Below are 12,600 nucleotides of genomic sequence, written 5' to 3' on the forward strand. Positions count from 1 at the left end.
TCTACTGTGCGCTTCTCACGCGCTCGCGGGTGTACGGGTGGTCTCGTCGGACACGGGGTGGGGCGGGTGGGCGCGGCAGTCGTCGAAGCTCGCCCGGAGCCGGGCCATCAGGCCGGTCAGCTGCGCGACCTCGTCGTCGCTCCAGTCGCCCAGCCGCTCGGCGAGCAGCTGGCAGGTGCGCCGGGACAGTTCGTCGAGCCGGTCCTGGCCGGCCGGGGTGAGGCGCAGGATGCGCGAACGCTTGTCCGCGGGGTCGGGGGAGCGGTCGATCCAGCCGCGCTCGGCGACGTGGGCGACATGGCGGCTGGTCACCGACATGTCCACGGCGAGCAGCTCGGCGAGCCGGCTCATGCGCATGTCCCCGTGCCGGCCCAGCAGCGTCAGCACCGCGGCGGAACCGCTCGGGCAGTCGGACGGCAGGATCCGTCCCAGCTCACGCTTGACCGCGCCGAAGGCGCTGAACTGACGGACCAGTTCCTCGTACTGCGGCTGCCCGGCCATCCCACCTCCCGTGTTCGTTGCTTAGGGCAACCATAAGTTCTGATGGTTGCTACAGGCAAACAAATCGGCCGGGTGCGGCATAAAAACTTGGCAAAGGCAAGTATTGCGAACGTAAACGCCCACTTGGGAAGCGTTACGGCAGCTCCTGGCCCCCTACTTGGGCCGCCCGGGCGAATTCGCTAGTGTCTCGTGGCATGGCTAACACCCAGGGCCCCCAGGGCCACCACGACCCCGCCGGCAGCACCCAGATGTTCCGCGCGTTCGTCGACGAGGCCCCCCAGGGCCAGCAGCAGGCGGCCACCTCCTCCGGCCCCCGCATCGGTCTGATCATCGGCGTCGTCGCGGCCGTGGTGATCGTCGCGGCGGTGGCCTGGCTGGCGCTCAAGTAGGACGCGCCCGCCCCGGATCACGTCACTCCCACCGGACGTCCACGTCCCGTGTCTCGACGTGCATCCCGAGCGGCACCCGCCACTCGTCCACGCACACCGTCCAGGTCCTCTCCTTCCGTGCGCCGGCTCCGACCGGCGCCGGAAGAGCAACCTCCGACCCGACGGTGCCCCAGTCGATCCCGAGCGCGCCGATGATGTGCGTCCCGAACGAGACGGTGCCCGAACGCACCGCCGTGCCCCCGGAGTTGCGGAACACCAGGGTCACCTCGTCGCACCACCGCCGCTCACCGGCGGCCCGCACGGGCTCACCCCAGGACAGGGCGGCAGGCGACGCCGTACCGCTCTGATCCGGCGCCGGGGACGCCGAACCGGACGCCGCTGGAGGGGAGTTCGGTCCCTCGGACCCGGAAACGGTCCCGGCACCGGTCCCGGGAGTCGTGGGCGCGGTCTGCGAACCCCCGCTCCCCGGAGCGGACTTGCCGCCGCCGCCCGCCGCGTCCCCGGTCGCCGTGCCGCCCTCGGCCGCCCCGCCGCGAGCATCCTCCCGGGTCGGGTGCGGGGTCGGGTCCAGGGGCACCACCCGCACGTTCCCCGTCGGCCGCACGGCCGTGGGCGTACCGCCCGCCGGACCGACGGCCGTGTACCCCTCGCCGGCGCTCCCGCACGAGGCCAGCGCCAGGCCCAGACAGACGACGGCCGCCGACGCGCCGATCGCGGCGCCTCGACGGCCAGGTGTCCCTGTCGTACTCGTCGTACCCGGTGACACGCTCGATGTCGTACGAAGCATCGGGCCATGGTGGCTGACACTCCGTCAATTATGAAGACCTCTGCCGGACCGGCGAAGGTCAGTCGGAGATGAGCCCTTCGCGGAGCTGGGCCAGCGTGCGGGTCAGCAGCCGGGAGACGTGCATCTGGGAGATGCCGACCTCCTCGCCGATCTGCGACTGGGTCATGTTGGCGAAGAAGCGCAGCATGATGATCCGGCGCTCACGGGGCGGCAGCTTGGCCAGCAGCGGCTTCAGCGACTCCCGGTACTCGACGCCCTCCAGGGCCGTGTCCTCGTAGCCGAGGCGGTCCGCGAGGGAGCCCTCGCCGCCGTCGTCCTCCGGCGCCGGGGAGTCCAGCGAGGAGGCGGTGTAGGCGTTGCCGACCGCGAGGCCGTCGACGACGTCCTCCTCCGACACACCCAGCACGGCGGCGAGTTCGGGGACGGTCGGGGAGCGGTCGAGCTTCTGGGCGAGCTCGTCACTGGCCTTGGTGAGGGCCAGCCGCAGCTCCTGGAGCCGGCGCGGCACCCGCACCGACCACGACGTGTCGCGGAAGAAGCGCTTGATCTCCCCGACGACGGTCGGCATCGCGAACGTCGGGAACTCCACGCCGCGTTCGCAGTCGAAGCGGTCGATCGCCTTGATCAGGCCGATCGTGCCGACCTGGACGATGTCCTCCATGGGCTCGTTGCGGGAGCGGAAGCGGGCCGCCGCGTACCGCACGAGCGGGAGGTTGAGCTCGATCAGCGTGTCCCGGACATAGACGCGCTCGGGGCTGTTCTCGTCCAGCGCGGCGAGCCGCAGGAACAGGGAGCGGGACAGGGTGCGGGTGTCGATGCTGCCCGAGGTCGGCAAGGCCGGCGCCGGGAGGTCCTCGGCGGCGGGAGCCGGGAGGTCCTGGGCCGGAGCGGCCTCCAGGACCGCCACGTCGTCGATGGAGCCGAGCGCGGCGTCGGCGGGCGCGGACTCGCTCTTCACGAGCGTGAGCACCTTCGAGCTGCCCTGGTCTGCGGACATGCCACCCCCTCTGGGTCGCGGGACGGTCGCGGCGAACGCTCCGTCGAGGAACGCCAGCCTTCACCTGAATACCGGCGCCGAAGCTCCGGCAAACGCGCTTCCGGCAGAATGTCACATGTCGGCAACACGCTGTAGTGACATGTCGACATGCGAGACACGAATCCGCCCTGGATAAAGGGGGTCTGACGGTATTTCGGCTGAATCCGCCGGGATCCACGCCGGTGAGCGATTCGCTCGCGACGGTGACGACTAGCTCGGGCATTCGAGGAGCCCTGGTCCACCTCTCGACCAGGGCTCCGGCGCAGGTGCCCGCCGCGCGCTATGCCTCGATGCGGTTCGCCGACCTCAGCCGCTGGAAGCTGCGCGCGAGCAGCCGGGAGACATGCATCTGGGAGACACCGAGTTCCGCGCTGATCTGGGACTGGGTGAGATTGCTGTAGTAGCGCAGCATCAGGATCCGCTGTTCCCGCTCCGGGAGTTGCACCAGCAGATGCCGGACCAGGTCGCGGTGCTCCACGCCGTCCAGGGCCGGGTCCTCGTACCCGAGCCGGTCCAGCAGCCCCGGCAGCCCGTCGCCCTCCTGGGCGGCCTCCAGGGAGGTCGCGTGGTACGAGCGCCCGGCCTCGATGCAGGACAGCACCTCGTCCTCGCCGATGCGCAGCCGCTCGGCGATCTCGGCGGTGGTCGGGGTGCGCCCGAAGGACGTCGTCAGGTCCTCGGTGGCGCCGTTGACCTGGACCCACAGCTCGTGGAGGCGGCGCGGGACGTGCACGGTGCGGACGTTGTCGCGGAAGTACCGCTTGATCTCGCCCACGACCGTCGGCATCGCGAAGGTCGGGAACTGCACGCCCCGGTCCGGGTCGAACCGGTCGATGGCGTTGATCAGGCCGATCGTGCCGACCTGGACGACGTCCTCCATGGGCTCGTTGCGGGAGCGGAAGCGGGCCGCCGCGTAGCGCACGAGCGGGAGGTTCGCCTCGATGAGCGCCCCGCGCACGCGGTTGTGCTCCGGCGTGCCCGGCTGGAGCTCCTTGAGCTGGCCGAAGAGCACCTGGGTCAGCGCCCGGGTGTCGGCCCCACGACTGCGGGGCGCGGCCGGGGCGGGGGCGGCAGCGGCGGGAGCGGTTTCTTCCTGTGGTGGCGCAGTACTGGCCGACACGGTCAACGCCACCTCTTCATCGGTCTCATCGGTCAACTCATCCGTCAAAAGCGGTCATAGCATCACAAGACATGTGCACTGTGTGCAAGCACCGCATAACGCCGTGTTGGGTGACGAGTTGGGGCGTAGGACGTGAAAAGGCCCTCCGTGGTTCCGGCGGGGGCCGGGACGGAGGGCCGGAGCGGAGGGCCCGTACGAACGGGTGCCCGACTCAGTACGTGTAGTCGGCGATCACCCAGGTGGCGAACTCGCGCCACAGCGCCACGCCCGCCTGGTGCTCGGGGTGCTCCACGTATCGCCGCAGCGACTCGGCGTCCTCGAAGCCGGAGTTGATGGCGAAGTCGTAGGCGATGGGCCGGTCGCTCAGGTTCCAGCCCAGCTCCCAGAAGCGGATCTCCTCGATCCTCCCGTCCAGCGCCCGGAAGGCCTTCTCGCCCTCCACCACGCGCGGGTCGTCCCGCTCGACACCGTCGTTGAGCTTGAAGAGGACCAGATGGCGGATCATGTGTGCTCCTGGCTACTGCGCCCCGTCGGCGAGCCAGGTGAAGAACTCCCCGATGGCCTTGGCGGCGTCCGATATGCCCTCGAAGCCTATCTGGACGTAGTCGGCCGCCTTGGACGGGTCCGTGATGATCACGTACAGCACGAACACCACGACCAGATAGACGGCGATCTTCTTCGAATTCACCGCCATCGCGGCCTCCCCCGTGACTGTGACTGTGCTTGTCGTGATCAGTTGGGACTGCTGTATCGGCGGCGAGTGTAACTTCACGTCGTATTTAAGGACCAACGACCTGCCGTTACGGGTCCGTTGCGGTCCCCGGCGAGCGGCCCCGCGGCGCACGACGGAAGAGCCCGGAACGCACGAAGGGCCCCGTCTTTCGACGGGGCCCTTCAGAAGCGGTAGCGGAGGGATTTGAACCCTCGGTGACTTGCGCCACACTCGCTTTCGAGGCGAGCTCCTTCGGCCGCTCGGACACGCTACCGAGAGAGACCCTACAGCACGGTGGCCCGTGCTCTGAAATCCGTATTCAGGCGGTGCGGAAGAAGCGTGTGAGCAGGGCGGAACAGTCGTCGGCGAGGACGCCTTCGACGACTTCCGGGCGGTGGTTGAGGCGGCGGTCGCGCACGACGTCCCAGAGGGAGCCGGTGGCGCCGGCCTTGTCGTCGCGGGCGCCGTAGACGACCCGGTCCACGCGGGACTGCACCAGGGCGCCCGCGCACATCGTGCACGGTTCGAGGGTGACGACCAGGGTGCAGCCCGACAGCCGCCACTGCCCGAGCGCCGCCGCCGCCCTGCGGATCGCGAGGACCTCCGCGTGGGCGGTCGGGTCGCCGACCGCCTCGCGTTCGTTGTGGGCGCTGGCCAGGACCGTCGTACCGTCCGGAGCCAGTACGACCGCCCCCACCGGAACGTCCGGGCCGGCCCGCCCGGCCGCGTCCAGGGCGAGCCGCATCGCGGCCCGCCAGCGGTCGCGCACCGGGTCCGGCGGGCCGGCGGCCGGCTTCTCGGTCAGCGGACGGTCTCCAGGACGTCCGAGGCGCCCAGCGCCTCGGCGATCTCGCCGAGGGCGTCCTCCGAGAGGGCCTTCAGCTCCTTCTCGCTGACACCCAGGTCGTCGAGGACCCCGGCGTCACCGACCGGACCGTGCGGCACGGCCTCGGCGGAGCCGCCGCTCTCGCTGTCGTCGTCCCCGTCCTCGTCGTCCTCACCGTCCTCGGTGCCGTCGAGGTCGAGGGTGTCCAGGTCGTCGGCGTCGTCGGGGTTCCTCCCGAGGAGTTCGTCGGTGAGCAGGATCTCTCCGTAGCTGCTGCGGGCGGCGGCGGCGGCGTCCGAGACGTAGATACGCGGGTCGTCCTCGCCGTCGATCCTGACGACACCGAACCAGGCGTCCTCCTGCTCGATGAGCACGAGCACCGTGTCGTCCTCGGGCGAGGCTTCACGGGCCAGGTCGGCCAGATCCGCCAGCGTCTCCACATCGTCGAGCTCTGTGTCGCTCGCTTCCCACCCGTCTTCGGTGCGCGCGAGCAGTGCGGCGAAGTACACCGTGACTCTCCCACTGGTCTTAGGCGTGCCGGTTGGGGGTCCCCCCGGCGAAGGTGTGCGGGCGGAGAGGAGGCTTGCGCTCCGAGCCCCGCCCACTCGGAATCGTGGCAGAAACGAAGCGTTCAGGGGACGTCTTCGGCACCCTGTGTCCGCTCGTTTTGATCGTCCACCAGCGGGATCGTACGCGGCCCGGACGACGGAAACGTACGCGGGCGCCTGTGAATCCGGGTCCGTCTACCAGCGGAAGGTGCGCATACGCATGGCGTGGCGCAGCCGGGCCGCCTTGGCGCGCCGGGGCTGGACGCGGTCGCGCAGCTCGCGCGCCTCGGCGAGGTCGCGCAGGAACTGGGCCCGCCGGCGTCTGCGCTCGGCGTCGGTCTCCGGCCGCTGCGGCCGTGAGCCGTCGTCTGGGAACAGCTGATCGGACATCTCACCACCCCGTCACGTCCCTCCCACTTTCCCCCTGATGGCCGGTTTGATGCCAACGCACGGGTGACAGGGGACGGCGAGCGGTTTGGGCGGCGCCGGGACGACCGGCGAGCCGGGCCCGGCTAATGTTGTGGACATGCGTCTCCACGTCGTCGACCACCCTCTGGTCGCCCACAAGCTCACCACGCTGCGCGACCAGCGCACCGACTCCGCGACCTTCCGCCGTCTCGCCGACGAGCTGGTCACCCTGCTCGCCTACGAGGCCACACGTGACGTGCGCACCGAGCAGGTCGACATCAGGACGCCGGTCGCCGGGACCACGGGCGTCAAGCTCTCCTACCCGCGCCCGCTGGTCGTGCCGATCCTGCGCGCCGGGCTCGGCATGCTCGACGGCATGGTCCGGCTGCTGCCGACCGCCGAGGTCGGCTTCATGGGCATGGTGCGCAACGAGGAGACGCTGGAGGCGTCCACGTACGCCACGCGCATGCCGGAGGACCTCTCCGGGCGCCAGGTGTACGTCCTGGACCCGATGCTGGCGACCGGCGGCACGCTGGTGGCCGCGATCCGCGAGCTGATCCGGCGCGGGGCCGACGACGTGACCGCCGTGGTGCTCCTCGCCGCGCCCGAGGGCGTGGAGCTCATGGAGCGGGAGCTGGCGGGCACGCCGGTCACCGTCGTCACGGCGGCCGTGGACGACCACCTGAACGAGCTCGGGTACATCGTGCCGGGCCTCGGCGACGCGGGCGACCGCCTGTACGGGGCAGCGGAGTAGTACCGCGCCCTTCCCGATCCTGACCGAGACCCCGGAGCCACGGCCCCGGGGTCTCAGGCGTTCAGCACGCCTTGTGCGACGGCGTGGCCGTGGGCTGGGGGTGGGTGAGCGCCGTGAGCGCCTTGTCGGCGGCGGCCTTCGTCGTGAGCGTCTTGAAGCCGCTGCCGATGATCAGGTCGACGTCGGTGCCCTTGCGGCCGTCCGCGCGGCCCTCGGCGCCGGTGACCTGGGTGCCCAGAACCGTCAGCGAGGTGTTGAGCGCGGCGGGCGGACCGAGCAGCACCGCGGTGCCCTTGACCTTCTTGTCGTAGGCGGCGGGCGCGTTGCCCACGTCGCCGATCTTGAAGCCGCGCTTCTTCAGTTCGTCGGCGGTCTCCTTGGCCAGCCCCGCGGTGGGGGTGGCGTTCAGGACGTTGACGGTGATCTGCGCGGGCTTCGGCAGCGCGGCGGAGTCGCTCTTCGCGGCCGACGAGGAGGGGGACGGCGAGGCCGACGCCCCGCTCCCGCAGTCCGCCGTGGCGCCGGCCGCCGAGGCCTTGTCGCCGCCGGTGAAGACGTCGATGAGCTGGAGGACGCCCCAGCCGGCCAGGCCCAGTGCGGCGACGGAGGCGACCAGCGCGAGGCCGAGCCTGCCGCGCCGTCCGCGGCGGCGCATACGCGGGTACTTGTCCCCCGTGATCCGGTACTTGCCGCCCATGCCCGGGGGAGTCAGCATGCTCATGGGCGCAGCGTAGTGCGCCGCGGCGGCGATGCCTACTAAATGATCATTCGACGCCGGACAGGTGAACCCGAAAGGGCCAACCCTTCACACGAGCGCCACTCAGTCGAGTTCGAGGACCCGTGCGTGCAGCACCTGGCGCTGCTGGAGTGCCGCCCGGACCGCTCGGTGCAGGCCGTCCTCCAGGTACAGGTCGCCCTGCCACTTCACGACGTGCGCGAAGAGGTCGCCGTAGAACGTGGAGTCCTCGGCGAGCAGGGTCTCCAGGTCGAGCTGGCCCTTGGTCGTCACGAGCTGATCGAGGCGGACCGGGCGCGGCGCGACGTCCGCCCACTGCCGGGTGCTTTCCCGGCCGTGGTCGGGGTACGGCCGGCCGTTTCCGATGCGCTTGAAGATCACACGGAAAGCCTACCGGTCAAGACGTTCCGGGCGCAGCCATGGCGACGGAGTGCGAGGCTGGAAAAGATGGGGTGAATCGGGGCGAACCAGAACAGGTGCCTGAGATGAGTGACAGCGAGACCATGCCGCCGGCCGCCGCTCCCGAGGCTCCGGGCAGCGCCCCCGCGCTTCCGGAGGAGGCCCTGGAGATCGCCTCCGGGTACGCCTTCACCGGGCCCGCGCTCGACCTCGGCGCCCTGCTGTGGGACGGGGCGTGTCTGCCGGACGCGCAGGTCAGGATCCCGCTGCCGATGCTCAACCGGCACGGCCTGGTCGCGGGTGCGACCGGCACCGGCAAGACGAAGACGCTCCAGCTGATCGCCGAGCAGCTCTCGGCGCAGGGCGTCCCGGTGTTCCTCGCGGACGTGAAGGGCGACGTGTCCGGGATCTCGGCCCCGGGCGCGGAGAACGACAAGGTGCGCGGGCGCGCCGCCGACGTCCACCAGGAGTGGACCCCCACCGGTTTTCCCGCGGAGTTCTACGCGCTGGGCGGCATCGGCCACGGCGTCCCCGTGCGGGCCACGGTCACCGACTTCGGTCCGCTGCTGCTCTCCAAGGTCCTCCAGCTCAACCAGACCCAGGAGCAGTCGCTCGGCCTGATCTTCCACTACGCGGACCAGAAGGGGCTGGAACTCGTCGACCTGAAGGACCTCAGGTCGGTGGTGACCTTCCTGACCTCGGACGAGGGAAAGCCGGAGCTGAAGAACATCGGCGGGCTGTCCACCGCCACGGCCGGGGTGATCCTGCGGTCCCTGACGGCCTTCGAGGCGCAGGGCATGGCCGACTTCTTCGGTGAGCCGGAGTTCGACACCGCCGACCTCCTGCGCACCGCCCCCGACGGGCGCGGCGTCGTCTCCGTCCTCGAACTGCCCGCCGTGCAGGACAAGCCGGCGCTGTTCTCGACGTTCCTGATGTGGCTGCTCGCCGATCTCTTCCACGACCTGCCCGAGGTCGGGGACGCCGACAAGCCGAAGCTCGTCTTCTTCTTCGACGAGGCGCATCTGCTCTTCCACGACGCCTCGAAGGCGTTCCTCGACTCGATCACGCAGACCGTGCGGCTGATTCGCTCGAAAGGGGTCGGCGTCTTCTTCGTGACGCAGACACCCAAGGACGTACCGGCCGATGTCCTGGCCCAGCTCGGCAACCGGGTCCAGCACGCGCTGCGCGCCTTCACCCCGGAGGACCAGAAGGCGCTCAAGGCGACGGTGAAGACCTTCCCGAACTCGCCGTACGACCTGGAGGAGCTGCTCACCGGGCTCGGCACCGGGGAGGCGGTGGTGACGGTGCTGAGCGAGAAGGGCGCCCCCACACCCGTCGCCGCGACCCGGCTGCGCGCCCCCGAGTCGCTGATGGGGCCGATCGAGACGGCCGCCCTGGACGCGGCCGTCGCGGCCTCGCCGCTGCACGGACGTTACGCACAGGCTGTGGACAGGGAGTCGGCGTACGAGAAGCTCGAAGCGGCGCGCGGGGCGAAGGGCCCGGACGGGACGACGGCCGCGCCCGGGGGTGGGGCGCCCGAGCCGCAGCGCAAGGTGCCCAAGGCCGCGAAGGAGGACCCGTCCGTCGTCGAACAGGTCGTCGGCAGCGGCATGTTCAAGTCCCTCGCGCGCTCGCTCGGCACCCAGATCGGCCGGGAGATCACCCGCTCGATCTTCGGCACCGCGCGGCGGAAGCGGTAGGCGGCTGGCCCACCGCTCCCGCCGCGTGCGCTCAGGCGCGCTTGTCGTCCGCTCCCGCGGGCTTCTGCTCGGGGGCCGGTGCGGGGGGCTTGGGCGCGCTGCGGGCGGCTTCCGCGCGCACCAGGGCGCGCAGGATCGCGTACGGGTCGATGGACATGCCGGTGGTGCTCCTTGCGTGGGGGGTGGACGGGCCTCTTCGTGAGGGCCTGTCAGCAGCGCAGGACCACCGACCGCAGAAACCGCGGGGCGTACGACGGGTCCGGCGGCGCCGGGAGCGGGCGCGTCACCGGGACGAGGGGTGCGGGGGCCGGGAGAGCGGGGCGCAGGGGTACGGCGGGGCGGGGGTCGGTGCGGTGCACCGGCCGCACGACGGTGTCGAGCGCGTCGTACTCGGCGGCCTCCCCGGCGACGACCGGCGACGCGACCGCGTGCGCCCCGGTGTGGGCCCCGGGCATGAGCAGGGCGAGCAGCAGGACGAAGGCGCGGAGCCAGGTTCTGGTGCTCATGGTTGCTGATCTGCCCCGGGGCGGCCGGTGTTCATCGCGCCGCCCCCGAGATCCGCCCGCACGGGGGACTCACACCTCGCGGGGCACCCGGTGGGCGCGGCCCCGCATCCGGACCGCCGTGACGATCTCGATGACGCCGACGGCGACCAGCCAGATCCCGCCGACGACGGTGAGGACGGCAACCGACTCGAAGGGGGAGTCGATCAGCACGATCCCGGCGACGAAGGTGACCACGCCGAGGAGGATCTGCCAGCCGCGGGCCGGCATCGACGGGTCGGAGGCGGCGGCGAGGGTCTGTGTGATGCCGCGGATCAGCCAGCCGATGCCGATCCACAGGGCGAGCAGCAGGATCGACTGCATGGGGCCGCGGAAGCAGAACAGGCCCAGCAGGATCGACAGGGCGCCGCTGATGAAGGCGAGCACGCGCAGTCCGGTCGTGCGGTGCGTGCCGAACGCGGAGACGAGCTGGAAGACGCCGCTGACGACGAGGTAGACGCCGAAGAGGACGCCGGTGGCCAGCAGGGTGGAGCCGGGCCAGATCAGCACCAGCACGCCGAGGACCAGCGAGGCGATGCCGGTGAGCAGCACGATCTGCCAGGCCGCCTGGGACAGCGCGTGCAGGGGGCCCTCGAAGGGCGGCTCGGGCTCGTGGTCCCGGCGCTGCTGCGCGTGGACCCTGCGGTCGTCGTACTCCGGGCTCCAGGAGGAGCCGCTCGATGCCTCGGTCATGGTCCATGCTGGGACCGCGCCGGGCCGCCGCGCGAGACGGACTGCGCCGTACGGCTTACTTCCCGGGGCTCTTGGCGGCCTTCGCGGCCTTGGCGGCGGCCTTCATCTCCTGCTTGTGCGCCCGCACCTTGGTCAGCGACTCGGGGCCGGTGATGTCGGCGACGGACCGGAAGGACCGCGCCTCCCCGTAGGCGCCGGCCGCCTCCCGCCAGCCCTTGGGGGTGACGCCGAGCTGCTTGCCGAGCAGGGCCAGGAAGATCTGGGCCTTCTGCTTGCCGAACCCGGGCAGGTCCTCCAGGCGCCGCAGCAGTTCCCCGCCGTCGGTCACGCCCTTCCAGACGAGTTCGGCGTTGCCGTCGTAGTGCTCGACGAGGTACTGGCACAGCTGCTGGATCCGCTGGGACATCGAGCCCGGGTAGCGGTGCACGGCCGGCTTCTCCGACAGCAGCGCCGCGAAGGTCTCCGGGTCCTGGGCGGCGATCTCGTGCGCGTCGAGGTCGTCGCCGCCGAGCCGGTCCGCGATGGTGCGCGGGCCCTTGAACGCCCACTCCATCGGCACCTGCTGGTCCAGCAGCATCCCGACGAGCGCGGCGAGCGCCGACCGGCCGAGCAACGCGTCGGCCTCGGGCTCCTGAGCGAGGTGGAGGGTGACGTCCATGCCCTTGATCATGCCCCGCTCCGGAGCACATCTCCACGCGGGGCGGCCCGGCGCGGGGGTCAGGCGCGCCAGTAGCCCATCGCGTGCACCCGCTCCTTGGCCAGGCCGAGGTCCTTGCGGACGTAGGAGGAGAGCGTGCGGGTGGTGCGGGTGTCGCAGGTGATCCAGACGTAGGCGTCCGGGTGGGCGGCGAGCAGGTCGGGGAGGTCGCGCTTGACGTCGGTGACGAGGTCGTCGGTGGCGCGTACCTCGTGGCGGGACGGGTGGGTGCGGAGGGGCAGGCCGGCCGCGGAGCCCTCGAACCAGATCGTCGCCGGGGTGTCAGGAAGGGCCGCGAGCAGGGAGTTGACCGCCGGCAGGGAGGCCGGGTCGCCGATCGCGAACAGGCGGGAGGGCGTGGGGTCCGGGTGCTCGAAGCCGGTGCCGTGGACGGTGGCCTCGATGGTGTCGCCGGGCCGGGCGGCGCGCGCCCAGTCGCTGGCCGCGCCCTCGTGCAGGGCGAACTCCAGGCTGAAGGTGCCGGTCGAGGGATCGGCGTCGACGAGCGTGTAGGCCCGCTGGTGCGGCTTGCCCGCCGACGGGATCCAGAGGCGGACCCACATCGTGGGGTGCACGCCCGTCTCGGCGAGCATGCCCCCGTCGGTGAGGTGCAGCCGCCGGTAGTGCGGGGTGACGTCCTCGGCCCGGGTCACCTCGAGGACGTAGTCCCTGGCCCGCAGCAGTCGGAGGACCGCGCCCTCCCAGCCGTGCCCCTGCGCCATCGCCTTTTCACCCCTCGCGTACGATTTCAC

At 71.3% G+C, this 12,600-nt stretch carries 19 protein-coding genes and 1 tRNA gene; 3 read left to right on the top strand and 17 right to left on the bottom strand.

Features of this window, described 5'->3' with window-relative positions:
- Positions 1 to 15: 15 nt before the first annotated feature.
- Entirely contained in the window at positions 16 to 501 is a 486-nt protein-coding gene (locus tag ACIPSE_RS16580; RefSeq protein WP_401662932.1) for a MarR family winged helix-turn-helix transcriptional regulator, read from the bottom strand.
- A 194-nt stretch (positions 502 to 695) separates the two neighbouring features.
- Here ACIPSE_RS16580 and ACIPSE_RS16585 point away from each other — a divergent pair, with 194 nt between their 5' ends.
- Positions 696 to 890, top strand: a complete 195-nt coding sequence (locus ACIPSE_RS16585; protein WP_401662934.1) for a hypothetical protein — start codon at positions 696 to 698, stop codon at positions 888 to 890.
- Positions 891 to 912: 22 nt separating this feature from the next.
- Here ACIPSE_RS16585 and ACIPSE_RS16590 read toward each other — a convergent pair whose 3' ends face one another.
- The 9 genes from ACIPSE_RS16590 to ACIPSE_RS16630 all read right to left on the bottom strand — a co-directional run bounded on the left by ACIPSE_RS16590 (position 913) and on the right by ACIPSE_RS16630 (position 6,309).
- Positions 913 to 1,677 (bottom strand): hypothetical protein, encoded by a 765-nt coding sequence (locus tag ACIPSE_RS16590; protein ID WP_401662936.1) that lies wholly within the window; start codon positions 1,675 to 1,677, stop codon positions 913 to 915.
- A 58-nt stretch (positions 1,678 to 1,735) separates the two neighbouring features.
- Positions 1,736 to 2,674: an RNA polymerase sigma factor SigF gene (locus ACIPSE_RS16595; RefSeq protein ID WP_401662938.1), complete on the bottom strand. Its 939-nt coding sequence runs from the start codon at positions 2,672 to 2,674 to the stop codon at positions 1,736 to 1,738.
- A 319-nt stretch (positions 2,675 to 2,993) separates the two neighbouring features.
- The gene (locus ACIPSE_RS16600) at positions 2,994 to 3,845 is read right to left on the bottom strand and encodes an RNA polymerase sigma factor SigF (protein WP_401663131.1); all 852 of its coding nucleotides are present in this window, start codon (positions 3,843 to 3,845) and stop codon (positions 2,994 to 2,996) included.
- 199 nt (positions 3,846 to 4,044) lie between these two features.
- Positions 4,045 to 4,338 carry a Dabb family protein gene (locus ACIPSE_RS16605; RefSeq protein ID WP_401662940.1) on the bottom strand — a complete coding sequence of 98 codons (294 nt, stop codon included), beginning with the start codon at positions 4,336 to 4,338 and terminating at the stop codon, positions 4,045 to 4,047.
- Positions 4,339 to 4,350: 12 nt separating this feature from the next.
- Complete coding sequence (locus ACIPSE_RS16610; RefSeq protein ID WP_401662942.1) at positions 4,351 to 4,527, bottom strand: hypothetical protein; 177 nt, start codon at positions 4,525 to 4,527, stop codon at positions 4,351 to 4,353.
- A 207-nt stretch (positions 4,528 to 4,734) separates the two neighbouring features.
- Positions 4,735 to 4,819, bottom strand: a tRNA-Ser gene (locus ACIPSE_RS16615).
- 45 nt (positions 4,820 to 4,864) lie between these two features.
- Positions 4,865 to 5,290, bottom strand: coding sequence for a tRNA adenosine(34) deaminase TadA (gene tadA, locus ACIPSE_RS16620; RefSeq protein WP_401663133.1), 426 nt, complete (start codon positions 5,288 to 5,290; stop codon positions 4,865 to 4,867).
- Positions 5,291 to 5,346: 56 nt separating this feature from the next.
- Positions 5,347 to 5,880 (bottom strand): hypothetical protein, encoded by a 534-nt coding sequence (locus ACIPSE_RS16625; protein ID WP_401662944.1) that lies wholly within the window; start codon positions 5,878 to 5,880, stop codon positions 5,347 to 5,349.
- A gap of 234 nt (positions 5,881 to 6,114) precedes the next feature.
- Positions 6,115 to 6,309 carry a hypothetical protein gene (locus ACIPSE_RS16630; RefSeq protein WP_401662946.1) on the bottom strand — a complete coding sequence of 65 codons (195 nt, stop codon included), beginning with the start codon at positions 6,307 to 6,309 and terminating at the stop codon, positions 6,115 to 6,117.
- Between the two features lie 136 nt (positions 6,310 to 6,445).
- Here ACIPSE_RS16630 and upp point away from each other — a divergent pair, with 136 nt between their 5' ends.
- The gene (gene upp / locus ACIPSE_RS16635; protein WP_401662948.1) at positions 6,446 to 7,081 is read left to right on the top strand and encodes a uracil phosphoribosyltransferase; all 636 of its coding nucleotides are present in this window, start codon (positions 6,446 to 6,448) and stop codon (positions 7,079 to 7,081) included.
- A 61-nt stretch (positions 7,082 to 7,142) separates the two neighbouring features.
- On the opposite strand, the gene ACIPSE_RS16640 is transcribed toward upp, so the two are convergent.
- Complete coding sequence (locus ACIPSE_RS16640; RefSeq protein ID WP_401662950.1) at positions 7,143 to 7,802, bottom strand: LytR C-terminal domain-containing protein; 660 nt, start codon at positions 7,800 to 7,802, stop codon at positions 7,143 to 7,145.
- A gap of 99 nt (positions 7,803 to 7,901) precedes the next feature.
- Positions 7,902 to 8,198, bottom strand: a complete 297-nt coding sequence (locus tag ACIPSE_RS16645) for a type II toxin-antitoxin system VapB family antitoxin (protein ID WP_003999914.1) — start codon at positions 8,196 to 8,198, stop codon at positions 7,902 to 7,904.
- A gap of 104 nt (positions 8,199 to 8,302) precedes the next feature.
- On the opposite strand from ACIPSE_RS16645, the gene ACIPSE_RS16650 reads away from it, so the two are divergent.
- Complete coding sequence (locus tag ACIPSE_RS16650) at positions 8,303 to 9,916, top strand: helicase HerA-like domain-containing protein (protein ID WP_401662952.1); 1,614 nt, start codon at positions 8,303 to 8,305, stop codon at positions 9,914 to 9,916.
- A gap of 31 nt (positions 9,917 to 9,947) precedes the next feature.
- On the opposite strand, the gene ACIPSE_RS16655 is transcribed toward ACIPSE_RS16650, so the two are convergent.
- The 5 genes from ACIPSE_RS16655 to ACIPSE_RS16675 all read right to left on the bottom strand — a co-directional run bounded on the left by ACIPSE_RS16655 (position 9,948) and on the right by ACIPSE_RS16675 (position 12,570).
- The gene (locus ACIPSE_RS16655; protein ID WP_401662954.1) at positions 9,948 to 10,073 is read right to left on the bottom strand and encodes a hypothetical protein; all 126 of its coding nucleotides are present in this window, start codon (positions 10,071 to 10,073) and stop codon (positions 9,948 to 9,950) included.
- Positions 10,074 to 10,125: 52 nt separating this feature from the next.
- A complete protein-coding gene (locus ACIPSE_RS16660; protein WP_401662956.1) occupies positions 10,126 to 10,422 on the bottom strand; it encodes a hypothetical protein in 297 nt (98 codons plus the stop codon).
- Between the two features lie 69 nt (positions 10,423 to 10,491).
- Positions 10,492 to 11,151, bottom strand: a complete 660-nt coding sequence (locus tag ACIPSE_RS16665) for an HdeD family acid-resistance protein (RefSeq protein ID WP_401662958.1) — start codon at positions 11,149 to 11,151, stop codon at positions 10,492 to 10,494.
- A gap of 55 nt (positions 11,152 to 11,206) precedes the next feature.
- Entirely contained in the window at positions 11,207 to 11,809 is a 603-nt protein-coding gene (locus tag ACIPSE_RS16670) for an HhH-GPD-type base excision DNA repair protein (RefSeq protein ID WP_401662960.1), read from the bottom strand.
- Positions 11,810 to 11,868: 59 nt separating this feature from the next.
- A complete protein-coding gene (locus ACIPSE_RS16675; RefSeq protein WP_401662962.1) occupies positions 11,869 to 12,570 on the bottom strand; it encodes a siderophore-interacting protein in 702 nt (233 codons plus the stop codon).
- Between the last annotated feature and the right edge of the window lie 30 nt (positions 12,571 to 12,600).

The sequence above is a fragment of the Streptomyces sp. NPDC090106 genome (assembly GCF_044747265.1).
Lineage (GTDB): Bacteria > Actinomycetota > Actinomycetes > Streptomycetales > Streptomycetaceae > Streptomyces.

Excerpts from the sequence above, each read along its gene's own strand:
- ACIPSE_RS16655 (WP_401662954.1), bottom strand. The coding sequence starts at position 10,073 with ATGTCCATCGACCCGTACGCGATCCTGCGCGCCCTGGTGCGCGCGGAA.
- ACIPSE_RS16585 (WP_401662934.1), top strand. The coding sequence starts at position 696 with ATGGCTAACACCCAGGGCCCCCAGGGCCACCACGACCCCGCCGGCAGC.
- ACIPSE_RS16660 (WP_401662956.1), bottom strand. The coding sequence starts at position 10,422 with ATGAGCACCAGAACCTGGCTCCGCGCCTTCGTCCTGCTGCTCGCCCTG.
- ACIPSE_RS16665 (WP_401662958.1), bottom strand. The coding sequence starts at position 11,151 with ATGACCGAGGCATCGAGCGGCTCCTCCTGGAGCCCGGAGTACGACGAC.
- ACIPSE_RS16590 (WP_401662936.1), bottom strand. The coding sequence starts at position 1,677 with ATGCTTCGTACGACATCGAGCGTGTCACCGGGTACGACGAGTACGACA.
- upp (WP_401662948.1), top strand. The coding sequence starts at position 6,446 with ATGCGTCTCCACGTCGTCGACCACCCTCTGGTCGCCCACAAGCTCACC.
- ACIPSE_RS16675 (WP_401662962.1), bottom strand. The coding sequence starts at position 12,570 with ATGGCGCAGGGGCACGGCTGGGAGGGCGCGGTCCTCCGACTGCTGCGG.
- tadA (WP_401663133.1), bottom strand. The coding sequence starts at position 5,290 with ATGCGGCTCGCCCTGGACGCGGCCGGGCGGGCCGGCCCGGACGTTCCG.
- ACIPSE_RS16610 (WP_401662942.1), bottom strand. The coding sequence starts at position 4,527 with ATGGCGGTGAATTCGAAGAAGATCGCCGTCTATCTGGTCGTGGTGTTC.
- ACIPSE_RS16580 (WP_401662932.1), bottom strand. The coding sequence starts at position 501 with ATGGCCGGGCAGCCGCAGTACGAGGAACTGGTCCGTCAGTTCAGCGCC.
- ACIPSE_RS16640 (WP_401662950.1), bottom strand. The coding sequence starts at position 7,802 with ATGAGCATGCTGACTCCCCCGGGCATGGGCGGCAAGTACCGGATCACG.
- ACIPSE_RS16650 (WP_401662952.1), top strand. The coding sequence starts at position 8,303 with ATGAGTGACAGCGAGACCATGCCGCCGGCCGCCGCTCCCGAGGCTCCG.
- ACIPSE_RS16630 (WP_401662946.1), bottom strand. The coding sequence starts at position 6,309 with ATGTCCGATCAGCTGTTCCCAGACGACGGCTCACGGCCGCAGCGGCCG.
- ACIPSE_RS16670 (WP_401662960.1), bottom strand. The coding sequence starts at position 11,809 with ATGGACGTCACCCTCCACCTCGCTCAGGAGCCCGAGGCCGACGCGTTG.
- ACIPSE_RS16595 (WP_401662938.1), bottom strand. The coding sequence starts at position 2,674 with ATGTCCGCAGACCAGGGCAGCTCGAAGGTGCTCACGCTCGTGAAGAGC.
- ACIPSE_RS16605 (WP_401662940.1), bottom strand. The coding sequence starts at position 4,338 with ATGATCCGCCATCTGGTCCTCTTCAAGCTCAACGACGGTGTCGAGCGG.